This is a genomic window from Leptolyngbya subtilissima AS-A7 (assembly GCF_039962255.1).
Classification (GTDB): Bacteria; Cyanobacteriota; Cyanobacteriia; order Phormidesmidales; family Phormidesmidaceae; genus Nodosilinea.
The window spans coordinates 45151-66444 of the sequence record NZ_JAMPKY010000008.1; the positions used below are offsets into that span (position 1 = coordinate 45151).

A 21294-nucleotide genomic window follows, 5' to 3' on the forward strand; every position below is an offset into this window, starting at 1 on the left:
CACCTTATGCAGTTAACGACGCCCGTGGCCAAATTGTAGCTGGCTGTAGTGACAGAGAGCTCTAGTATCTATCCTGACTGCGACTGGTATGCTGAATACTTATCGCTCTTTCTTCGGGTGTCATGGTAGCCCCAACTCCAACCTCCCTGCGCGATCAGCAGCACCCGATGATTCGGGGCCTAGCCGATCGCATTGAAGCCACCTGGCGGCAATATCTCGACCTATCGCCCTACCACCTGCCAGAGGATCTCGGCTACATCGAGGGCCGCCTGGAGGGCGAACGGCTCACCATTGAAAACCAGTGCTACCAGACCCCCCAGTTTCGTAAGCTGCACCTGGAGCTAGCCCGCGTGGGCAAGAACTTGGACATTTTGCACTGCGTGATGTTTCCCCGCCCCGAGTACGCCCTGCCCATGTTTGGCTGCGATCTGGTAGGCGGACGCGGGCAAATTAGCGCCGCGATTGTCGATTTGTCGCCTGTGGGCAACGTTCTACCGGCGGGCTACACCGCTGTTTTGGAGGCTCTGCCGGCTCAGAGCTTTAGCGAGGAGCGCGACCTGCCGGGGTGGGGCACCATTTTTTCGCCCTACTGTCGGTTTATTCGCCCAGCCAGCCCTGAGGAAGAGACGGCGTTTGTCGATCTGATTGCCACCTACTTGGCTCTGCACTGCCAGCAGGCGATCGCCACCCCAGCGACTCCGGCTCAGCTAGAGAGCATTCTGGCTGGCCAGCGCAATTACTGCGAGCAGCAGCAGAAGAACGACAAAACCCGGCGAGTGCTTGAAAAAGCCTTTGGCGACGCCTGGGCCGAGCGCTATATGACCACCGTGCTGTTTGATTTACCGACGGTATAAAGTCATCTGGAATTTAGCCCTTCCATAGGCTCTGGGTTCACTAGAATAAGAAATCTTAGCCATACAGCCGTCGCCATGACCGTCAGCACTCCAGCACCCCTAGAGACCCTCAGCCCAGAGGCCCTTAGCCTAACCACCGAGACCGACCTCGCCCCGCGCCGGGGTCGGCTGATCGTGTTTACCGGCCCCAGCGGGGTGGGCAAGGGGACACTGCTGCGGGCGCTGCGCCACCGCTATCCGGCGCTGAAACTATCGGTGTCGGCCACCACGCGATCGCCCCGCCCCGGCGAGGTCAACGGCCAAGACTACTACTTCGTCAGCCGCGACGAATTTCGCACCATGGTCGAGCAGGGAGAACTGCTGGAGTGGGCCGAGTTTGCGGGCAACCTCTACGGCACTCCCAAGACCCCGGTGCTGAAGGAGATTGAAGCTGGCCAGTGGGTGATTTTAGAGATTGAGCTAGAGGGTGCTCGCCAGGTGCGTACCACCTTTCCCCATGCGCTCCAGCTGTTTGTGCTGCCCCCCTCGTTAGAAGAGCTAGAAAGCCGCATTCGTCTGCGGGGGAAGGATGCTGACGATGCCATTCAGCGACGTCTCCAGCGGGCACTGGTCGAGATCGATGCCGCCTCAGAGTTCGATGAGCAAATCGTCAACGACGACCTAGAAGTGGCCCTTCAGCAGCTAGAGAACGCGATCTTTAGAGACTAAATCCAGCCTTCTCTAACTCTTCAACCTGAAAGAGATACCAAAAAGGTTCCCCTAACCTTATCGAGGTCAGGGGAATCTTTTTGGCAAGTGTTAGAACGGATCTGGTCTATTCAACGACCGACGCTGAGGCTAGGGCCTGGCGAATAGCTTCTATGCGCTTGCGGTTTACGCCCCCATCAGACTGGCCGAGGCGCGACGCCGATCGCACTTGAATGACGGGCGTTGATGGGTCGAGGTAAAACTCCACATCGTCCACAAAACCCATCAGCTTGCTAGTGAACTCGGCGTAGAGGTAGCGATCGGTTTTCTCAATGATTTTAGTGCGAGACATGGCGTTGACCACGGCCTCTAGCAGAGCCATAGCCTGAGCGGGGTCGCCACTATAGGCCAAGGGTGCGATCGCATGTTTTGGATCGGCATCACTCTCGCTGATCACACAGTTAGAGGTGTTGGGGCAGGGAGACAGCTTACCGTCTTTGACGCCTAAGTTTGTGGGGCGCTTACCTGCCAAACTGCCCATAAACGGTAGTACTCCCATCGAGCCATCATCCAAAGAAACAGCAGCGCTGGGGTATGCATTGCCCAGCAGAGTAATCATAACCAGAGCAACCCCAAAGACAAGGCGAAAAACTGATTTCAACATGATGAAACGTCCAAATCCTTAGGTAGCTCTTTAGTAGGATAGAGCAGATGAGTTAGCTCCGAAACCAGCCCCCCTGCCAGAGGTTAACCATGACTACCGTTGCCGCTACCGCTCCCATCGCCGACCTGCTGCAACGCCAGCGAGCCTACTGGGCCACCGGGGCCACTCGTGGCCTCGACTTTCGTCTCGCTCAGCTCAAAGCGCTGCGAGCAGCGATCGTCAACTATCAGGCAGACATTATTGATGCGGCTAGGCAAGACCTGGGACGCCCTGAGTTTGAGGGCTACTTTGAGGTTGGCACCATCAGCGAGTTGGACTATGCGATCAAACATCTGCACCGCTGGGTCAAACCTCGTAAGACCTCGCTGCCCCTGAGCCAGCTGCCCGGCTCTGCCTGGGTTCAGCCCGAACCTCTGGGAGTAGTGCTGATTATCGGTCCCTGGAATTACCCCTTTCAACTGATCGTGTCGCCGCTGATGGGAGCGATCGCCGCTGGCAACTGCGCCATGCTCAAACCCTCGGAGCTGGCCCCAACGACCTCTAAAGTGCTGGCTCGGCTGATAGCAGACACCTTTGACCCAGCCTACGTGGCTCTAGTGGAAGGCGGCGTAGACACCGCCCAAGCGTTGCTAGCCGAAAAATTTAATCACATCTTTTTTACCGGCGGCGAGCGGATCGGCAAGATCGTGATGCAGGCAGCGGCCCAGCACCTAACGCCAGTCACCCTAGAGTTAGGCGGCAAAAGCCCCTGCATTATTGATACCGATGTCAACTTGGAGGTGGCGGCCCGGCGCATTGTCTGGGGCAAATTTCTCAATGCGGGGCAGACCTGCGTGGCTCCCGACTATCTGCTGGTCGATGAGCGGGTTAAAGACGGTCTGGTGACCGCACTTCAGCAGCGCATTCAGGTCTGCTATGGGGAAGACCCCGCCACCAGCCCTGACCTCTCGCGGGTGGTGAACGATCGCCAGTTCGACCGCCTAGTGGGCCTACTGAACCAGGGCAACATTCTGGCGGGGGGCCAGCACGATCGGAGCGATCGCTACATCGCCCCCACCCTGATCGACGGCATCGGCTGGGATGCCTCGATTATGCAGGAGGAGATCTTTGGCCCCATTCTGCCAATTCTCACTTACAAGGATTTAGGGGATGCGATCGCCGCTGTTAACCAGCGGCCCAAGCCTCTGGCGCTTTATGTGTTCACGCGCGATCGCCAAGTGCAGGAACGGGTGCTCGATCGCACCACGGCGGGCTCAGTATGTATTAACGACGTAATTTTGCAGATTGCCATTTGGGATTTGCCCTTTGGCGGCGTCGGCAGCAGCGGCGTCGGCAGCTACCACGGTCAACACAGCTTCAATACCTTCTCCCACCTCAAGAGTGTGCTCAAAAAGCCCTTCTGGATGGATATGGACTGGCGCTAACCCCCCCTACAGCGACAAGGTAAAGCTATTTCAAAAATTTATCGGGCTGTCCTAAGCTGGGGCCATCGGTCCTGCCATAACAGGTCAAAGTCTAACTTTGCATGGGGGAAAACATTAGCTTGAGCGAGCGACCTGCTATAGTCCGCTGCTAATGCTGTGCTGCGAGGCCCTCACCGTGCCAACCCTTCTGGTCAAGAACATTCACACCCTGGTCACCATAGATGACCAGCGGCAGGAGATTCGCTCGGGGGCGCTGTTCATTCGCGACCACGTGATTGAGCAGGTGGGCACTACTGAAGAACTTCCCCGGACGGCTGACCGGGTGCTCGATTTAGGCGATCGCCACCTAGTGCTGCCCGGCTTGGTCAACACTCACCACCACTTTTTTCAGACCCTCACCCGGGTGGTGCCGGGGGCACAAAATTCATCGCTGTTTGACTGGCTCAGCACCCTCTACCCGCTGTGGCAGCAGCTCACCCCCGAGGCGATCGCCCTCAGCGCCCAGGTCGCCGCCGCCGAGCTGATCTACTCGGGCTGCACCACCGCCAGCGACCACCTCTACCTCTTCCCCAACGACTGCACCCTGGATGACGAAATCGAGGCGGTGCGTCAAACCGGACTGCGGTTTCACGCCAGCCGAGGCAGTATGAGCGTGGGCGAAAGCAAAGGCGGCCTGCCTCCTGACTCAATTGTGGAAGCCGAAGCCGACATTCTCAAAGACTCCCGGCGGCTGATCGAGCAGTACCACAACAACGACCCCTACGCCCTGGTGCGCATTACCCTGGCCCCCTGCTCCCCCTTCAGCGTCTCGACCGACCTGATGCGAGAGTCGGCAGCTCTGGCCCGCAGCTACCCAGGCGTGCGGCTGCACACCCACCTGGCCGAAAACAAATCTGACGTCACCTACAGCCTCGATACCTTTGGCCTCACCCCTGGCGACTACGCCGCCTCTGTGGGCTGGCTAGGAGAAGATGTGTGGCACGCCCACTGCGTCAAGCTCGACGACAAAGCCATCCACAGCTTTGGTCAGACCGGTACCGGGGTGGCCCACTGTCCCTGTAGCAACATGCGCTTGGCCAGTGGCATGGCCCCAATTCGGAAAATGCTGGATCACAACGTGCCCGTGGGACTGGGGGTGGATGGGTCGGCCTCTAACGACGGCAGCCACCTGCTGGCCGAGGCTCGCCAGGCCTTTCTCATGGCTCGTGTGCGGGAAGAAAATGCCGGGGCACTGACCGCCCGTGAAGCTCTAGAAATCGCCACTCGCGGCGGTGCTAAAGTGCTGGGTCGCACCGATATTGGCTACCTAGCCCCCGGTATGGCGGCGGATTTTGTCACTGTGAATCTCGATCGCCTGGCGTTGGCGGGCACCGCCTACGACCCCGTCGCTGCACTAATTTTCTGCACTATCGATCGCGTCGACTACAGCTTCATCCATGGCAGAGAAGTGCTCAATCCCGAGGGTTTACTGACGCTCGATTTGCCGGTGGTGCTGGAAAAGCACGGGGCAGTGGTGCGATCGCTGGCCGCCTAATACTGGGCAATAGAAATCTGCCAACTATCGCCGCCCAGGCGAGACGCCTGCGGCAAGCCAGGGCTGGCGTGACAATGGATGCATTTCCGCCGTGAAGTGCTAGGGCAGCGTCAGATATTGGCACAAGCAAGGGGCATATACACTTTGCAATATGCTTCTGCCGTCAACAAATGCAGGGGATAAGCTGTGGGTAATACCTATAGCCTTTCACTAATTATGGTTACGGCCCCGCAGGTATCCTCTGCCGCGTCCCTAGTTCATGCAGCTACCCTGGCCGACCTGGCTCAAGAGGGTAGCCTTCGGGTTCAGTTGCAGGGGCACGCTATTGCCCTGTTTTATACCGACGGTCAGGTTTACGCCATTGACAACCGCTGCCCCCACATGGGGTTTCCGTTGCAGGGCAGTGTTTGCAAAGATGGCATTCTCACCTGTCCGTGGCACTATGCTCGCTTTGATCTGGCCAGCGGTGGCACCTTCGATGCCTGGGCTGATGATGTGCGGGCCTTTCCGGTGCACCTTCAAGACGGAGAGATTTGGCTGGATTTGTCGCCCCGGGTGGATGGGCGATCGCACCAACGGCAGCGTCTCCAGGACGGTCTGGAGCAGACCCTGTCGCTGGTGATTGCCAAATCGGTAATTGCCCTGCTGGCGGATGAGGTTTCCGCCCGTGAGCCCTTTCGAGTGGGGCTAGCATTTGGCACTCGCCACCTCAAATCTGGCTGGGATACGGGGTTAACCATCCTGACAGCCCTGATGAATCTGCTGCCCACCCTGGAGGAGAGCGATCGCCCCCGAGCGTTGTATCAAGGATTATCTGCCGTAGCCCGAGACAGTGCTGGAGCCCCGCCCCACTTTCCTGTGCATCCCCTACCCCAAACGCAGCCAGACTTTGCCACCCTCAAAGCTTGGTTTCGACAGTTCATTGAACGGCGCGACAGCGAGGCGGCAGAACGCTGTGTATTAACCGCCGTCCGGGCTAAACTTTCCCCCGCCCAAATTGCCGAGATGCTGTTTGCTGCCGCCACTGACCATCGCTACCTCGACGAGGGCCATACGCTAGATTTCATCAATAAGGCCCTGGAGGCGTTAGATCAAGTGCAGTGGCAGGAGGCCGAGTCCGTGCTCGCCAGCCTGATGCCGAGCTTAGCCCAGGCTACTCGCATGGAAGAGGCCAACGCCTGGCGCTACCCGGTAGATTTGGTCGCCATGGTAGAGGCCGCCTTTGCCGACCTACCCGCTGCCCTAGAGACTGGCCAGGCTCAACGGGGGCAATGGTCAGGGGTATCTGAGCTGCTGCCTCTGCTCCTGGGGGATGACCCTCAGGCCACCGTAACCGCTCTGGTCGACGCCCTCCGCCAGGGCTGCACCGAACCCCAACTGGCCAGCCTCGTCACCTACGCGGCGGCCCTGCGGGTGGCCCAGTTCAACACCAACAACGACCACGGCGACTGGAACGCGGCCCATCACCCCTTCACCTACGCTAATGCGGTACTCCAGGGGCTGACGCGCTGCCCTAGCCCCGAGCTGCTACGGGGGGTCTTTGATGCCGCCGTGGCGGTATACCTAAACCGTTTCCTCAACGTGCCCCCGGCCCGCCTACCCGACGGTGACGACACCGTAGACGATCCCGAGGCGTTGCTCACGCAACTGTCAGATTTGTTGGATCGGCAACAGCAGGTGCAGGCTATGGGCAAGTTGGTGGCCCAATACCTCTACAGCGGTGGCAATCCGCAGCGGTTGATGGCGCAGCTGGGTCAGTTGATGCTGCGAGAAGATCGCAATTTCCACGTGATTCAATCCCTAGAAGCCGCCTTTCAGCTCTATGCGGTCCTGGGTCATGGCCCTGAGGGCATCAATGCCCTGGTAGCTGCGGCTCGGTACTTGGCGGCCCACTCGCCAACGACGCGATCGCAGGCTCAAACCTACGACATTGCCTACCGTCTGCACCGGGGCGATCGCCTGTTTGAGGTCTGACCTATCGGTCTACACCAACTCGGGCAGGGCCAACGATGGTTGGATTGGAAGCCTGAAATAGTTAGCTACCGCGCCTGCACCAGCAAAAACCCCCGCGTCTTGCCCGACACCGAATCTACTGTGTTGGTGGACTGCCACAGTCTCTCTGCCTGCACCCACACGGGCGGATATTTGTAGCGCGACACGTCCAAAATCAAAAACTGGTCAGTATCAGCATCGTAGGCGGCAACGGGCGAAATGTGGCCACCGCTTTCCTGGCCGATCGCCCGGCGCAGGTAGTTGATCAGCACGTAGCTGTTGGAAGTCTCTAGGTTGGTGCGAATCAAGCTGCGAAACTCCTCTAGGCTTACATCGCCGCCGTGGTGAGTTTCAGCCTGCACGGGGTAGGTTTCGAGAATCCCTTCCAGCTCTGACAAGGTGAGGCCCTGACGGGCGATCGCATCTTTAGCAATAATCGCCTCGGTCTGCTCGTTAAACACATTCTCCTGGGTGAAGTAGTTGCGCTCCCACTCCGGGGCCAAGGGGGCCGGAACCCCCAGCGCGTTGAGCACCATCACCGTGCTAGCCACCCCGCAAAACGCCTGGTTCACCTGAGTGACAAACTGGCTCGTGAGCGGCACATAATCCGCCAGAGCTTCGCTGTCTCGCAACAGCATCTGCCCCTCTGCTGAGGTTAGCGGAACCAGGTGGTCGGGCAGGGGCAAGGTTTGAGAAGCCAACGGTCGGGCTATTAGGGTTACGCCCAGGGCCGTTAGCAGAGCCATGATTTTGCGTTGGCGGCGGGCGATCGCCAGCGATCGACGCGGGAAATTAGTTGCAGGTCTCATCGGGGCTGCTCCTGGGTCAATGTTGTCATTTGCTGACTGAACCAAGCTGCTGCGCTGGTATTAGTGCCCTGGGCCAGCCGTTGCAGGGTTTCATCCAGCAGGGCAATGGGCAGACCTGCCAGCGCCTGAGAGGTTTCGCAGGGCAAGTACTCACCATTCTCCTGCCGCAAAAAGGCAAACACCCGCTGCCCCCGCACATCTACTACCCAATATTCCGGAATGCCGAGGGCGGCATAGAGGTGCTTCTTCTCATCAAGATCGCTGGCCAGGGTGGTGTCAGAGATTTCGCCCACCAGATTAGGCACTCGGATTTGGTTCAAATCAATTCGACGCGGCTCCCCCGGCTGCCACTGAGGATAGTCAGCGCCGACATACAGGACAAGATCGGGCGCACTGGCCCTCACCTCTGCCCGTTCCAACAAGCACCGTCCCAGAGAGCTGAAAACCTCTTCTGGGTGCTGAATAGCCCACAGAAAAAGCAAGCTGGTGAACAAATCGCTGACTGCCGCGTGGCTAATGCCTTCTGCACCCATCGTGACCCACAGCCATCCTTCGTTAAAAGCCAGTTTTGTGTGCTCTCCGCTCGGGTCATCCCGCAGCGCTACATAGTCGGCCCAGGTTGCTCGATGCCACTGGTTTTGGGGAATTGTGCGCGGAGCAGTTTTTGCCGGAGACGTTGCGGTCATAGGTTTAGCCCAATCCTTAATGACCAATGTAAGTCATAGACAGATAGTTATCTTTCAACGCTCTCATTCATCAAAAACAGGTGTTATTCGAGCAATTTCAGTACCAGTCAGACAACCTGTGGATTTCCTACAATTATCAAGAGGGGAGCACAGTCGAATTTGCCAGTATTGGGTTTACCTGTGCGATCGCAACCCTCTACAAAAATATCAGCCAACTCCTGTAACCGTCCTCAGCCAAGCAAGGCCGCCATTATGCCGACCCTCAACCAGCCCAGCACCGCTAAAACCCTGCGCAGCATTCAGCGATCCCAAGGTCGCCACTGGGTGATGGTTTTCCGGTACGGACGCTAATGGCCTACAACGGTCTGGGCCAAACCATTAGCCCCTTTCTGCTGCTCGACTATGCCGGGCCAGCCGATTTTTCGCCGACCACTGCCCGGCGCGGCGTGGGCGAACACCCCCATCGGGGCTTTGAGACCGTCACCATCGTCTACGACGGCGAGGTCGAGCACCGCGACTCGGCCGGGGGCGGCGGCATCATCGGCCCTGGGGATGTGCAGTGGATGACGGCAGCGGCGGGCTTGGTTCACGAAGAATTTCACGGGCCGAACTTCGCGCAGCATGGCGGCCCCTTTGAGATGGTGCAGCTGTGGGTGAATCTGCCTGCCAAAGACAAAATGTCTGCGCCCCGGTACCAAGGCATTACGAGCGATCGCATTCCCACCATCGAGCTGCCCGAGGGCCAGGGTAGCCTGCGGGTAATTGCTGGAGAGTTCCAGAACACCCAGGGGCCAGCCCAGACCTTTACCTCGATCAATATGTGGGATTTGCGGCTGAGCGCTGGTAAACAGGCGACTCTTGAACTGCCCGAGGGCCACACTACCCTGCTGGTGGTGCTGAAGGGCTCGGTGCGCGTCGACGGATCGCAGCCAATTTCTGAAGCGGAGATTGGCATCTGCGATCGCGCTCACACCACCCTCATCCTCGACTGCCTGCAAGACACCAAGGCCCTGCTGCTCTCGGGTGCCCCCATCGACGAGCCCATCGTCGGCCACGGCCCCTTTGTGATGAACACCTCTGCAGAAATCTACCAGGCTGTAACCGACTACCAAAGCGGCAAAATGGGGGCATTGACAGCTCAGTAGCCCGGCACAAAAGGTTTAACTTTTGTAAGATCCCCAAAGCACCCTTAGCGCAGCGGGAGATTTTGCACCGGCATGGAACGATTTAACCTAAAGGGGTTCAGACGGTTTTGGGCGATCGCCAAGTCCTACTGGTTTGGCGACGAAAAGTGGAAAGCCGGGGGCCTGCTGCTGCTGATTGCGGTGTTTTTGCTGGGCTACACCGGCCTCAGCGTGGTGCTCAACAACAAGCGCGGCGTGCTGATCTCGGCCCTCTCCGCCAAAGACGAAGCCCGATTTTGGGAGACGGTGCTGGTGTTTGTCGGCGTGCTGGTGGCCTACGCGCCGCTAATGGCGGGCTACGACTACCTGCAAAAGCGCCTGGGGCTAGAGTGGCGGCGCTGGCTGACCGGGCGGTTTGTGGCCGACTACTTTGGCGATCGCGCCTTCTACGACATTCAGCAGTTCCACCCCGATATCGACAACCCCGACCAGCGCATTGCTGAGGACGTGAAGAACTTCACCCAGCAATCTTTGGCGCTGCTGTTAGTCGTAGTCAGCTCTGTCTTGCAGGTAATCGCCTTCAGCGGCGTGCTGTGGGGTATTTCCAAAAATCTGGTGGGATTTCTGGTGCTCTACGCCGTTTTAGGAACGCTAGTGACGGTAGGGATCTTTGGTCAGCCCCTGGTACGCCTCAACTTTGAGCAGCTTAAGCGCGAGGCCAACTTTCGCTTTAGCCTGGTGCGCATTCGTGAAAATGCCGAGGCGATAGCGTTTTACCGAGGCGAAGCCCAAGAGGCCAGCCAGGTAAATAACCGCTTCATGGCCGCCTTTGAGAATTTCAAAAAGCTAATCATCTGGGAACTCAACCTTAACGCCCTGACCAACGCCTACGAGTTCATTCCCTTTGTGCTGCCGGCCATCGTGGTGGCCCCGGCAGTGTTTTCTGGCGATCTCGAAGTGGGCAAGGTCTCCGAGGCCCAGGGAGCCTTCGTGCGGGTGTTCTTTTCTCTCAACGTTGTGGTGGCGCGGTTCTCAGAACTGACCTCCTTTGGAGCGGGCATCGACCGTCTCTACAGCTTTGCCGAAGCCCTCAACCACTTAGAGCCCGAGGTTGAAGCGGTAGCAGAGCCATCAGCATCCATAGACGGTTCCACAGCGGAAGACTCTCCAAAATCCATAGACCATCCCACGATCGCCATTGAGACCTCAGCTTCCCTAGCGCTGAAGCAGTTCACTCTGCAAACCCCCAACTACCAGCGCACCCTAGTCGAAAATCTCTCTATCGATATTCCTGACAAAACCGGGTTGCTAATTGTGGGGCCGAGCGGCTGCGGCAAAAGTTCGCTATTGAGGGCGATCGCAGGCCTGTGGCATTCCGGCAGTGGCACCATTTACCGCCCCGAGCTAGACAACATTCTCTTTTTGCCCCAAAAGCCCTACATGATTCTCGGCACGCTGCGAGATCAGCTGCTCTACCCCAACACCAGCCAAGCGGTAGACGATGCTAGCCTTCAAACTGCCCTAGAAAAGGTTAACTTGGCGAACTTAGCCGAGCGCTTTGGCGGCTTTGATGCCGTAGAAGAATGGGGCGACGTGCTCTCCCTAGGTGAGCAGCAGCGACTTACCTTTGCCCGAATTCTAGTCAGCCAGCCCGAATTTGCCATTCTCGACGAGGCCACCAGCGCCCTCGATTTGGCCAACGAGGCCAAACTTTACGACCACCTGCATCACACCGGCACCACCTTTGTCAGCGTGGGGCACCGCGAATCGCTAGTCGACTATCACCAAGTCACCCTAGAGCTTGCAGAAGACCACTCCTGGGCTATCAAACCCGCAAGCCTAGCCACCGCAGATCTATAACATTGCATGACATTGTGGCCATAAACCGCCATTTAGTTGTGACGGCTACCATGGGGTCTCAATTTACTGTCTAACCTATGCAATGTGCATTTTCAGATTCCGCTAAAGCCCACCTTCACGCTAAACGCACAAGTTCTCAAGTTTTCACAATCTACACAATGCTTTCACAGCTTACGTCTGCGGGGGCGTGACAACCAGTGAAGGATAGATTTAGCTTTGGAGAGGGCAGATCTGCGCCAGGGTAGCTAAGATGGATGGATTGCTTAACCAAAAGGTGAGCAACATATTTAGTATCTTAAGAATTAATTAATTTTTGGGCTACAATTTCTATGGGTAACGAGGAGTGTCGTTATGTTTGTCAGACTAGCCGAGCAGCACCGTCAATTTGTTAGAGACCTGGTTATGAACCTGCAAGCACTGGCCACCGTGCTTGAGGAAATGGGCTATCTAGCCTCCTGCTACACCTGTGGCGGCCAAATGAATAGTGCTTCCTTCATGGTGAGCCTGGGTGATGACCACCTGATTCGCTTTTTGGTGTCCGACTACGGTATCACGTGGACCGAAATGCGCGACGATCGCGAGCTGATGAAGCTGGAAGGCGCCGAGGCTATTCATCAACTGCAAGAGTTGGCCAACCTGGTCAAGTTTCGCGTTCAGCCTGCTGGGGCTAAGAAAGTGGTTCCTAGCAAGGTTTAGCACCCCTCGGTCGTGTAGAGCCTTTTGTGAAAGTTATACTTTTGCCCCCCTTAGGGGACTAGCACCGCTGTGAGCATCGGTGTTTTTTAGTATTTAGGCCAAGCAACCCTTCAGAAGGGTTGCCGAATTTGCGCTGAAATTTCCAAGGAGCAACGGCCTTTCTTTGGACGACGCTGCCTGCGAAGCCTTCTGCAAGGCAAAGATGCCCCTCAGCCCAGCTATCTATAACCTGAAGGGTGCTGCCAAGTGTAGACAGATGGGATTAGGCCTATCTTCTCAAGCGGACACCACTGTGCGCTCTAGCCCCGCTAGGCCAAAGGCGTTGTGCACAGCCCGCAGAGCCGTAACGCCCTCATCTTCGGTCACTACGCAGCTAATTTTAATCTCTGAAGTGGCAATCATTTGCAGGTTAATGCCCTGCTCTGAAAGCGCTTTGAACATGCGCGCGGCCACGCCGGGAGCATAGATCATGCCGGTGCCGACAACGCTAACCTTGGCGATCGCCTCATCCACCGCCACATCCCCCAAGCCCAGCTCGGCGGCGGCAGACTCCACTACGGCTTTGGCGGTTTGGGCATCGCCCTGGGCCACAGTAAAGGCAATATCGCGGGTGGCATGGCCATTCACCAGCCGGCAGCGCTGTGACTGAATAATCATGTCTACGCTGACCCCGTGGGTGGCTAGCAGCTGAAAAATGTGGGCCGCCATACCAGGGCGATCGGGCACGTGGCGAATGGCTACCCGAGCCTGCTTGGTGTCTAGGGCCGCGCCGCGCACCACTGGGGCTGCAGCGGCCGTGGGCGATGCGCCCTGGGGCATGGGAGACGAGGTGACCTCAAAGGCACCACAGAGGACCGCAATGGCGCGATCGCAGTCGGCCACATCAATGGTGCAGCTAACCTTCACCTCTGATGTCGAAATTAGCTGAATGTTGATCCCCGCCGCTGCTAGGGAGGAGAACATCTTGGCAGCCACCCCAGGGCGACCAATCATGCCCGCTCCAGCGATGCTAATTTTGGCCATGCGCTGGTCAATCATCACCTCCGCCTGCGTGGTGTCGGTGGGGTTGCTGCGCAGCGCTGGGGCAATGGCCTCGGCCACCGCCTCCGCTCGGTTGAGGTTCGCCCTGACCATGGTGAAGGCGATGTCGTTGGTATTGCCCTCATGAATCGACTGAATGATCAAATCGACGTTTAGCGCCTGAGTGGCCAGTTCGCCAAACAAGCGGGCGGCAATACCGGGGCGATCGGGAATGCGCAGCAGCGCCACCTTGGCCTGGTCGGTGTCAAACTCTACAGCATCCACCGGCTGGGCCAGTTCTAGCCCCTCCAGGGGTCGAGGTTGAGGCCGCGGAGAAACTACGCGGGTGCCGGGCTCGTCGGTCCAGCTCGATCGCACCACCAGGGTAACGCCGTAGTTGCGGGCAATCTCCACCGCCCGGGGGTGCAGCACCTTGGCTCCCAGGCTAGCCAGCTCCAGCATTTCATCGCTGGTGATCTCATCCATCAGCTGGGCCTCGGGCACCAGGCGCGGGTCGGTAGTGAGAATGCCCGGTACGTCAGTATAGATTTCGCACTTTTCGGCCTGGAGTGCCGCCGCCAGGGCCACCGCTGAGGTATCAGACCCGCCTCGGCCCAGGGTGGTGATCTCTAGATCGGAGGTTTGGCTTATTCCTTGAAAGCCAGCCACCACAATCACTTTGCCTTCGTTAATGTGGCGCTGAAGGCGATCGGTTTTGATTTTTAGAATGCGGGCGCGGGTGTGCTCGGCCTCGGTGACAATGCCCACCTGGGCACCGGTCAGGGAAATAGCCTCTTGCCCCAGGGCGTGCAGGGCCATGGTCAGCAGGGCAATGGTCACCTGCTCGCCGGTAGAAAGCAGCATATCCATCTCGCGGCGGCTGGGCTGATCGGTGATGTCGTTGGCGAGCTTCACCAGGCCGTCAGTGGTTTTGCCCATGGCCGACACCACCACCACTACCGAGTGCCCGGCCTCTACTGTGGCTTTCACCCGCTGGGCTACCGCCTGAATGCGCTCCACGGTGCCTACGGAGGTGCCGCCATATTTCTGTACGATCAGCGTCATAGCCCTATTTCTTGTCTCCCTGCGATCGCGAGGTCGGCCCTTCTCACCCCATCGTCGAGGCGCAGAAAAGCTCCCCAAATTTTAGCCCCCTTACCGCAGCCCAAACGCGATATTGTCCAGATTGATCGAGTAAGGCCTACAAAAATCAGATCTTTTAATTTATTAGCCCGGCCCCTGCGATCGAAACCCCTCAGACTCAACTTGTCATAATCTTGGGCAGGCTGCATGAAGCTGCACGGATATAGCACAGCGCACAGTATTTAGCGGTATCCTGCTTTATAACGAAAAGTAACGACCTGCTTCCCTGGTATTGCCATGCAGACTGTCTCACGCTCCGACCAAGCCGCTAGGGCCCAAGATACAGCCCGTGAAGACGCCTCCCCCACCGTTGAGGTGCCGCCCGTCACCTCCGGCAAACATCAGGTGGTAATTATTGGCGGCGGCTTTGGTGGTCTCTACGCCGCCCAGCAGCTCGGTCGCGCTGACGTGGAAGTCACCCTAATCGACAAGCGCAATTTCCATCTGTTTCAGCCGCTGCTGTACCAGGTAGCCACCGGTGGCCTCTCCCCCGGCGACATTGCCTCTCCTCTGCGCGGCATCCTCAGCGCCCAAAAGAATACCCGGGTGCTGATGGGGGAAGTCACCAATGTCGACCCTGGCCAGCAGGCGGTCAGCCTCGCCGATGGCCGCGTTGTGCCTTACGACAGTCTGATTGTGGCCACGGGTATGAGCCACTTCTACTTTGGCCGCGACGACTGGGCCGAGGTGGCCCCCGGTCTCAAAACCGTAGAAGACGCTTTGGAAATGCGGCGACGCATCTTTGCCGCCTTTGAAAAAGCCGAGAACACGGCTGATCCCGAGCTTAGACAAACCTTGCTCACCTTTGTGATTGTGGGCGGCGGCCCCACTGGGGTAGAGCTGGCTGGAGCGCTGGCTGAGCTGGCTTTTCATACCCTACCCAACGACTTTCGCCACATTGACACCACCGATAGCCGCATTCTACTGATTGAGGGCATGGATCGGGTGCTGCCGCCCTTCCCACCCGAGCTATCGACCCGTGCCAACACTGACCTCGAAAAAATGGGTGTCGAGGTGCTGACCCAGTCTTTGGTAACGGATATTTCGGGTCACCAAATCACCCTCAAGCAGGGGGATGAGGTCACTACATTGCAGGCGGGCACTGTGCTTTGGGCGGCCGGAGTGCGCGACCCTGGCATGGGCGGCATTTTGGCTGAGAGCACTGGGGCAGAGCGCGATCGCTCAGGCCGAGTTATCGTTGGCAACGACCTCAGCCTGCCCACCCACCCGAATATTTTTGTGGTCGGTGACCTGGCCCACTTTGCCCACCAGGGCGATCGCCCCCTGCCCGGAGTGGCCCCCGTCGCCATGCAGGAAGGCAAATACGTAGCCAAGCTCATTCAAAAGCAGCTCAAAAACGATACCCTGCCCCCATTTGAGTACAAAGACACTGGTAGCCTGGCGGTTATCGGTCGTCACGCCGCCGTCGTCAACCTACCCTGGGCCAAGCTCACCGGCTTCTTTGCCTGGTTTGTATGGCTGTTTGTGCACATCTTTTACCTAATTGAGTTTGACAACAAGCTCGTGGTAATGACCCAGTGGGTAGCCAACTACTTCACCCGCAAGCAGGGGTCACGCCTGATTACCGAGAAGGTGTTTGAGAAAGGTGAAGCCCGCGCTCCAGCAACCCCTGGCTAGGAATTCGGGGCTAGCAAGTGATGCAAAGAAGCACCGGACAGCTTGTCGGGTGCTTCTTTGCATCACCCTACTCTGAAGGACTAGGTGGCAATGAGGCGATCGCCTTCTGGACCGCTTTACGGGCGAACGGGTAGTATCAGAGGCCAACGCCAACCCTCAGCGGTTTCTGTCCTAAGCCATTCCTATTCACCTCGCCATGCCCATCGATCCCCAAACCCTGCCTGACTACGAGCGCGATCTGCTAGCTGCCCTAGCCTACTTTTTGGGGCGCGATTCAGAGGCCCAGGCGCGGGCCTGCCTCTGCATGTATCTACGCCAGGCCGAACCGCGCATTATGGCCCAGTTGCGCTACTACGCCCATCGACTATCGGCACAAACTGGCAAGCCCATGGATGCCTACGACTTATTGACGATGATTGCCGAGTCACCCAATGATGTCAGCGCTCTGCTGCCCAACCTGGGCCAGGTGCATGACCCCGATCGGCCCGATGTGTTCAGCTAGCTTTCTGGCGAGTTAAGTTTCGCAATCTATGCTGAATTTGGGATGTTGCCTGTGTATAGATCCTATCTAGGCAACTCAGTGGAATTTATGATGGCGTCTTTTAGGTTATCGGGGCTCAGACTACAGTCCAGCACAAGCTGGGGACGTTTTGCACGACTTATGGGGGCGGCGCTAGTGGGCAGTAGCCTGCTAGCCATACCGGGGCAGCGGGCCCATGGCCAGTCGATTTCTGCTGCTACCGTGACCGAAATTTTAGACAGCAACCAGGTCTACATTCAAAACCGTGCAGCCCAGGTCAACAGTGTGGCCCAGCAGCGCCAGCAGGTCAGAACTAGGGATGCCCGAGCATCGCTGCGGTTCAACACTGGGGCCGTAGCGCGCCTGGCCCACAACTCTAGTTTGGTGGTGGGGCAATGTGCCCAGCTCACCCGAGGCACGCTACTAGTTAACGGCAACCTCAACGGCTGCTCGACCTCAGTCGTCGCTGGAGTGCGAGGCACAATTTATACCATCGAAGTCACCGAGACTGGGGAAACTATTGTTCAGGTGTTCGAGGGGGAAGTGGTGGTAGCGCGCAACCCCGAACCCATTGAACCAATGGCCGACGACTTTGACCCACGCAACCCATCCCTAGACCCGGCGGTGCCCTCTACCGACCCGGTAGTACCCTTCGTTAATCCTATGGAGCCATCTACGTCTCCGGCTGAGCCATCACCTGTAGGCTCCCCTGACCCTGTCGTTACCCCTGACCCTGTCGTTACCCCTGACCCTGTCGTTACCCCTGACCCCGTCGTCACCCCTGACCCTGTCGTTACCCCTGACCCCGTCGTCATCCCTGAACCAACTACGCCAACAACTACGCCAACTACACCGACCGGCGGGCCATTCACTGGACCGTCTCTTTTCCTCACTGCCCCTAAGCAGAGCAACTCTTCACCGGTCGATAGCGAAGACGCTAAACCAACTGATGAAACCCAGTCAGAAACCGTAGACTTTGCGCCAGCGGATTCGATTACCCTGGCAGAGGGGCAGCAGGTCATCGTGGATGCCGAAGATGACGAGGCGGTGATTACACCCCTAAGCCCAGAGGATTTTATTGACCTTTTAGAAGGTCCGCTGATTGACGGTTTTGCGGTAGAAATACCTGGCATGGCTAACCTGCGCCGCTCCTTTGAGCAACTGTTTCCAGGAATACCATTGCCCTACTATTGGGTGCCCGCTATTCCCACCCCGCCAATCCGATTTCCCTTTCCGTTCTAGAGGTAAGCTTCCAGCATGGGAAGCTTGCAGACAGTGGGGAATAGGGGTGCTGCCAGGCTCTGGGATGTGCCAGGGCCACTCATTCAGCGTTGGCGTCTTAGGGAGCGGTTGCCATGGTTAAATCCTATCGACGTATCTTTCAGATTGGGCATGGGCTGATGGTGAGCTGGGCGGTGTTTGGGGCGATCGCCCTCACCTCCCAGCACCCGTGGATTGTGCTGATTGAGGGCCAGGCTCAGTCGTTTTTGCTGCGGCTGCGGGGGCCGGTGTCCCCACCCGAGGAAATTGTGATTGTGGGCATTGACGAATATTCGCTGACCCAGGGCGATCTGTACCAGGCCGATCCAGAACGCTATCCGTTTTTGGAACCCCTGGCGATCTGGCCCTGGCAGCGCCAAGCCTATGCCCAAGCTATCGAGCAGCTGATGGCTGCTGGAGCTAAGGCCGTAGCCCTTGATGTGCTACTGGTTGACCCCAGCGGCTACGGCCCCGACGATGATGCGGCTTTAGACGCAACCCTAGCTCGATGGGGCGATCGCGTGGCTTTGGCCGCCGCCTACGACGTGTCGAGCAGCGACTTTGGTCTATTTACCAACCTGTTAGAGCCCGTCTATAGCAGCCAGACCCAGGTAGGCCTCATTAACCTAGAGGTCGATGTTGATGGCAAGCATCGCGCCTTTCCCGATCGCGGCATTGAAACCCTGCGGCAGGCCCACCAATTCTCAGATGATCTACCGTCTCTGGCACGAGCCACTCTGGCAGCAGCCAACTACCCCAGCCCTGAGCGCCAGAGCCAACAGCTCTTCTTTTACGGCCCGGCGGGCAGTTTTCCGGTGGTGTCGTTTGTGCAGTTGCTTGACCCCACTAACTGGCCCCTAATCGCCGATCAGTTTGAAGGCAAAATCGTGCTAATTGGCCCCATGGCCACGTCGTTTCAAGACCGCAAGCGCACCCCCAGCGATGAGGCTATGCCGGGGGTTGAAATCCATGCCCACGCCCTAGCCGCACTGATGGAGGATCGGGTGGTCAACGCGGCGATCGCCAACCCTCTAGCCCAAGGCTTGCTAACGGCGATCGCCATCGGCGCCATCGGCCTAGGGCTTGGCTACCGCTTGACGCAGCCCGTGCCTAGGCTGGTGGGCTTTTTGGGTGCGATCGCCTCCTGGGGCGCGCTGGCCTATCTGCTGATGGTGCATGGCGATCGCCTCATGCCAGTCGCCATCCCCGTCGCCTGTCTGGGCATGGGCGGTGTCACCTATATAGCCACCGGGGCGGTCAGCAACCGGCTCGAAGAACAGCGCCTGCGCCGCACCCTAGAGCGCTATGTGGCCCCGTCGGTGGCCCAAGAAATTCTCAACCAGCCCGAAGACTTTACCAGCCTCACCGTGGGGCAAAAGTTTCAGGCGGCGGTGCTGTTCTCAGATATTCGCGGATTTAGCCGCATCTCGTTTCAGCTAGGGGCGATCGAAACCGTCAGCTTGCTCAATACCTACCTCGATGTGATGGTGGACGCCATTCTGAAGCACCGAGGCACCATCGACAAATTCATTGGCGATGCGGTGATGGCCGAGTTTGGCGCTCCCAAATCTCTTGGCCCAGAGCAGGATGCTCTAGGGGCTGTCTCCGCCGCCCTGGCCATGCGGGAAGCGCTCGTCACCCTGCGCCTCTCCCTCAAAGCCAAAGGACTGCCGCCGCTCTACAACGGCATCGGTATCAGCTATGGCGAGTTGGTAGTGGGCAATGTAGGGTCGATACAGCGGCTAGAATATACCGCTATTGGCGACACCGTAAACGTGGCCAGCCGCATTGAGGGGCTCACCAAGATGATTGGCACCGATCTGCTCATTACCCAGCCCTGCTACGACCTGGTGAAAGACCACATCATCGCCGTCGACCACGGCACACACTTTTTGGCCGGGCGCGAGCAAGAATCGGTTCAGGTGTACGGCGTCGTGGCTCTCAAAGGGGAAAGCGATGATCTCTACCAGCAGGTTCAAAAAGACCTGATTCAACACCTAAGCCAGCCAAAAGCCATAACCTTAACCAGCAGAAAAAACCCAACCTGATGTAGCCACTGCCAGATCGGACAAGAGATGTAGCAAAAGAACAAAAGGGAAAAACATACCTAACAGGATTCAATCTTGGCCGTTTGAGCGCTGTTCTAATTAGAGTTCGCTTGCTACAGACTTGAGTTCTAGAAGCTCTTAATTGTCTCAACCATGCTGCCTCTACAACAGCACCAAAAAGGGTGAGTCAGCTTAAAGCTAATCTCACCCTCAGAGTCTACGGACCAAGGAAGTAGACGGTGTTAAATTTCACCCTTCACTGACTAAACGGCAGCTAGTTCGGGGGCGGGGCGCTTGCTGTTGCGAATGCCTTCGATCGCCGCCGCATAGTCGGGCGCATTAAACACCGCTGAACCAGCCACGATCGCATTGGCTCCAGCCTCTAGCACCTGCCAGGTGTTGTTGGCCTTCAAACCACCATCTACTTCGATCCAGGGGTCTAGACCGCGCTCGTCGCACATGGTGCGCAGGGCGCGAATTTTGTCGACCATGGTGGGGATGAAGCTTTGGCCGCCAAAGCCGGGGTTAACGCTCATGATCAGCACCAGGTCGCAGAGATCGAGCACATTCTCGATCAGCGACAGCGGGGTACCGGGGTTGAGCACCACGCCCGCCTCTTTGCCCAGCTCCTTGATCTGGCCCAGGGTGCGGTGCAGGTGGGGTGAGGCGTTGTGCTCGCAATGAACAGTGATGATATCAGCGCCAGCCTTGGCAAAATCGGCCACATACTTTTCAGGCTCGACGATCATCAGGTGCACGTCGAGGGGCTTTTGGGTTACGGGGCGAATCGCCTCGACGATCAGGGGGCCAATTGTAATGTTGGGCACAAAGCGACCATCCATTACATCCACATGAATCCAGTCGGCACCGGCTTCATCAGCGGCCTTGATCTCTTCGCCCAAGCGGCTAAAATCCGCCGAGAGAATGGAGGGAGAGATAACAACGGACTTTTGAGAAGAGGTGTGAGGCATGGGGAATGGTTCTCCTGTGCGTTTGTGTTTATCGTAACAAAGTCTTAAAATCTCTTCTCACAAAAGTTCTGAATTTGAGAGAATTCACCATCAATATATGATGAAGCCCTGGCATGGCCTATGGGGCAGGGATTTCATAAAGTTAAAAATCAGCTCCTCATAGGTTGGTGAAATGCAGTAAAGTCCAGCGCCGGACTGGGTTTTGTTGAATTCTGCGATCGCGCCATTCGACTTCAGTAGATTGCAAAGTCTCCGCAGGCCTCACCCCCGGCCCCTCTCTCAGGGAGGAGAGGGGAGCCGGAATCAGACTTCAAAGTCCCTCTCCCAGCTTGGGAGAGGGATTTAGGGCGAGGGAGGGCTAGAT

The 21294-nt window shown here is 57.7% G+C and carries 17 protein-coding genes; 12 read left to right on the plus strand and 5 right to left on the minus strand.

Going from position 1 to position 21294, the window contains the following annotated elements:
- The first annotated feature begins 122 nt into the window (after positions 1 to 122).
- The gene (locus NC979_RS17240; protein ID WP_190519131.1) at positions 123 to 854 is read left to right on the plus strand and encodes a phycocyanobilin:ferredoxin oxidoreductase; all 732 of its coding nucleotides are present in this window, start codon (positions 123 to 125) and stop codon (positions 852 to 854) included.
- Between the two features lie 75 nt (positions 855 to 929).
- Positions 930 to 1562, plus strand: a complete 633-nt coding sequence (gene gmk / locus NC979_RS17245; RefSeq protein WP_190519133.1) for a guanylate kinase — start codon at positions 930 to 932, stop codon at positions 1560 to 1562.
- A 106-nt stretch (positions 1563 to 1668) separates the two neighbouring features.
- Here the strand turns inward: gmk and NC979_RS17250 are convergent, their stop codons facing one another.
- Positions 1669 to 2205, minus strand: a complete 537-nt coding sequence (locus NC979_RS17250) for a DUF1499 domain-containing protein (RefSeq protein WP_190519134.1) — start codon at positions 2203 to 2205, stop codon at positions 1669 to 1671.
- An 89-nt stretch (positions 2206 to 2294) separates the two neighbouring features.
- On the opposite strand from NC979_RS17250, the gene NC979_RS17255 reads away from it, so the two are divergent.
- The 3 genes from NC979_RS17255 (at position 2295) to NC979_RS17265 (ending at position 7137) form a co-directional block, all read left to right on the plus strand.
- Entirely contained in the window at positions 2295 to 3629 is a 1335-nt protein-coding gene (locus tag NC979_RS17255) for an aldehyde dehydrogenase family protein (RefSeq protein ID WP_190519137.1), read from the plus strand.
- A gap of 175 nt (positions 3630 to 3804) precedes the next feature.
- Positions 3805 to 5163 carry an 8-oxoguanine deaminase gene (locus NC979_RS17260; protein ID WP_190519139.1) on the plus strand — a complete coding sequence of 453 codons (1359 nt, stop codon included), beginning with the start codon at positions 3805 to 3807 and terminating at the stop codon, positions 5161 to 5163.
- 216 nt (positions 5164 to 5379) lie between these two features.
- Complete coding sequence (locus NC979_RS17265; RefSeq protein ID WP_190519141.1) at positions 5380 to 7137, plus strand: Rieske (2Fe-2S) protein; 1758 nt, start codon at positions 5380 to 5382, stop codon at positions 7135 to 7137.
- Positions 7138 to 7202: 65 nt separating this feature from the next.
- Here NC979_RS17265 and NC979_RS17270 read toward each other — a convergent pair whose 3' ends face one another.
- Together NC979_RS17270 and NC979_RS17275 are read right to left on the minus strand one after the other, a co-directional pair.
- Positions 7203 to 7964 carry a phytochelatin synthase family protein gene (locus tag NC979_RS17270; RefSeq protein ID WP_242021614.1) on the minus strand — a complete coding sequence of 254 codons (762 nt, stop codon included), beginning with the start codon at positions 7962 to 7964 and terminating at the stop codon, positions 7203 to 7205.
- Positions 7961 to 8650, minus strand: a complete 690-nt coding sequence (locus NC979_RS17275) for a Uma2 family endonuclease (protein ID WP_190519144.1) — start codon at positions 8648 to 8650, stop codon at positions 7961 to 7963. Before NC979_RS17275 ends, NC979_RS17270 begins: the two co-directional genes overlap by 4 nt.
- 350 nt (positions 8651 to 9000) lie before the next feature.
- Between NC979_RS17275 and NC979_RS17280 the strand changes: the two genes are divergently transcribed.
- From NC979_RS17280 to NC979_RS17290, 3 genes are all read left to right on the plus strand, one after another.
- Positions 9001 to 9795: a pirin family protein gene (locus tag NC979_RS17280; RefSeq protein ID WP_190519146.1), complete on the plus strand. Its 795-nt coding sequence runs from the start codon at positions 9001 to 9003 to the stop codon at positions 9793 to 9795.
- A 72-nt stretch (positions 9796 to 9867) separates the two neighbouring features.
- Complete coding sequence (locus NC979_RS17285) at positions 9868 to 11634, plus strand: ABC transporter ATP-binding protein/permease (protein WP_190519148.1); 1767 nt, start codon at positions 9868 to 9870, stop codon at positions 11632 to 11634.
- A gap of 351 nt (positions 11635 to 11985) precedes the next feature.
- The gene (locus NC979_RS17290) at positions 11986 to 12330 is read left to right on the plus strand and encodes a DUF1815 family protein (RefSeq protein WP_190519150.1); all 345 of its coding nucleotides are present in this window, start codon (positions 11986 to 11988) and stop codon (positions 12328 to 12330) included.
- A gap of 276 nt (positions 12331 to 12606) precedes the next feature.
- On the opposite strand, the gene NC979_RS17295 is transcribed toward NC979_RS17290, so the two are convergent.
- The gene (locus NC979_RS17295) at positions 12607 to 14415 is read right to left on the minus strand and encodes an aspartate kinase (RefSeq protein ID WP_190519152.1); all 1809 of its coding nucleotides are present in this window, start codon (positions 14413 to 14415) and stop codon (positions 12607 to 12609) included.
- 315 nt (positions 14416 to 14730) lie between these two features.
- Here NC979_RS17295 and NC979_RS17300 point away from each other — a divergent pair, with 315 nt between their 5' ends.
- The 4 genes from NC979_RS17300 (at position 14731) to NC979_RS17315 (ending at position 19959) form a co-directional block, all read left to right on the plus strand.
- The gene (locus tag NC979_RS17300) at positions 14731 to 16131 is read left to right on the plus strand and encodes an NAD(P)/FAD-dependent oxidoreductase (RefSeq protein WP_190519154.1); all 1401 of its coding nucleotides are present in this window, start codon (positions 14731 to 14733) and stop codon (positions 16129 to 16131) included.
- 196 nt (positions 16132 to 16327) lie between these two features.
- Positions 16328 to 16633, plus strand: coding sequence for a hypothetical protein (locus NC979_RS17305; protein WP_190519156.1), 306 nt, complete (start codon positions 16328 to 16330; stop codon positions 16631 to 16633).
- 159 nt (positions 16634 to 16792) lie between these two features.
- Positions 16793 to 17893: a FecR family protein gene (locus NC979_RS17310; RefSeq protein WP_190519158.1), complete on the plus strand. Its 1101-nt coding sequence runs from the start codon at positions 16793 to 16795 to the stop codon at positions 17891 to 17893.
- A gap of 113 nt (positions 17894 to 18006) precedes the next feature.
- A complete protein-coding gene (locus tag NC979_RS17315; protein WP_190519160.1) occupies positions 18007 to 19959 on the plus strand; it encodes a CHASE2 domain-containing protein in 1953 nt (650 codons plus the stop codon).
- A gap of 263 nt (positions 19960 to 20222) precedes the next feature.
- Here NC979_RS17315 and rpe read toward each other — a convergent pair whose 3' ends face one another.
- Positions 20223 to 20930, minus strand: coding sequence for a ribulose-phosphate 3-epimerase (gene rpe / locus NC979_RS17320; RefSeq protein WP_190519162.1), 708 nt, complete (start codon positions 20928 to 20930; stop codon positions 20223 to 20225).
- Positions 20931 to 21294 lie beyond the last annotated feature (364 nt).

What these genes read in the sequence shown, in the direction of transcription:
- NC979_RS17240 (WP_190519131.1), top strand. Translation starts at nt 123, where the DNA reads ATGGTAGCCCCAACTCCAACCTCCCTGCGCGATCAGCAGCACCCGATG.
- gmk (WP_190519133.1), top strand. Translation starts at nt 930, where the DNA reads ATGACCGTCAGCACTCCAGCACCCCTAGAGACCCTCAGCCCAGAGGCC.
- NC979_RS17250 (WP_190519134.1), bottom strand. Translation starts at nt 2,205, where the DNA reads ATGTTGAAATCAGTTTTTCGCCTTGTCTTTGGGGTTGCTCTGGTTATG.
- NC979_RS17255 (WP_190519137.1), top strand. Translation starts at nt 2,295, where the DNA reads ATGACTACCGTTGCCGCTACCGCTCCCATCGCCGACCTGCTGCAACGC.
- NC979_RS17265 (WP_190519141.1), top strand. Translation starts at nt 5,380, where the DNA reads ATGGTTACGGCCCCGCAGGTATCCTCTGCCGCGTCCCTAGTTCATGCA.
- NC979_RS17270 (WP_242021614.1), bottom strand. Translation starts at nt 7,964, where the DNA reads ATGAGACCTGCAACTAATTTCCCGCGTCGATCGCTGGCGATCGCCCGC.
- NC979_RS17275 (WP_190519144.1), bottom strand. Translation starts at nt 8,650, where the DNA reads ATGACCGCAACGTCTCCGGCAAAAACTGCTCCGCGCACAATTCCCCAA.
- NC979_RS17280 (WP_190519146.1), top strand. Translation starts at nt 9,001, where the DNA reads ATGGCCTACAACGGTCTGGGCCAAACCATTAGCCCCTTTCTGCTGCTC.
- NC979_RS17285 (WP_190519148.1), top strand. Translation starts at nt 9,868, where the DNA reads ATGGAACGATTTAACCTAAAGGGGTTCAGACGGTTTTGGGCGATCGCC.
- NC979_RS17290 (WP_190519150.1), top strand. Translation starts at nt 11,986, where the DNA reads ATGTTTGTCAGACTAGCCGAGCAGCACCGTCAATTTGTTAGAGACCTG.
- NC979_RS17295 (WP_190519152.1), bottom strand. Translation starts at nt 14,415, where the DNA reads ATGACGCTGATCGTACAGAAATATGGCGGCACCTCCGTAGGCACCGTG.
- NC979_RS17300 (WP_190519154.1), top strand. Translation starts at nt 14,731, where the DNA reads ATGCAGACTGTCTCACGCTCCGACCAAGCCGCTAGGGCCCAAGATACA.
- NC979_RS17305 (WP_190519156.1), top strand. Translation starts at nt 16,328, where the DNA reads ATGCCCATCGATCCCCAAACCCTGCCTGACTACGAGCGCGATCTGCTA.
- NC979_RS17310 (WP_190519158.1), top strand. Translation starts at nt 16,793, where the DNA reads ATGGGGGCGGCGCTAGTGGGCAGTAGCCTGCTAGCCATACCGGGGCAG.
- NC979_RS17315 (WP_190519160.1), top strand. Translation starts at nt 18,007, where the DNA reads ATGGTTAAATCCTATCGACGTATCTTTCAGATTGGGCATGGGCTGATG.
- rpe (WP_190519162.1), bottom strand. Translation starts at nt 20,930, where the DNA reads ATGCCTCACACCTCTTCTCAAAAGTCCGTTGTTATCTCTCCCTCCATT.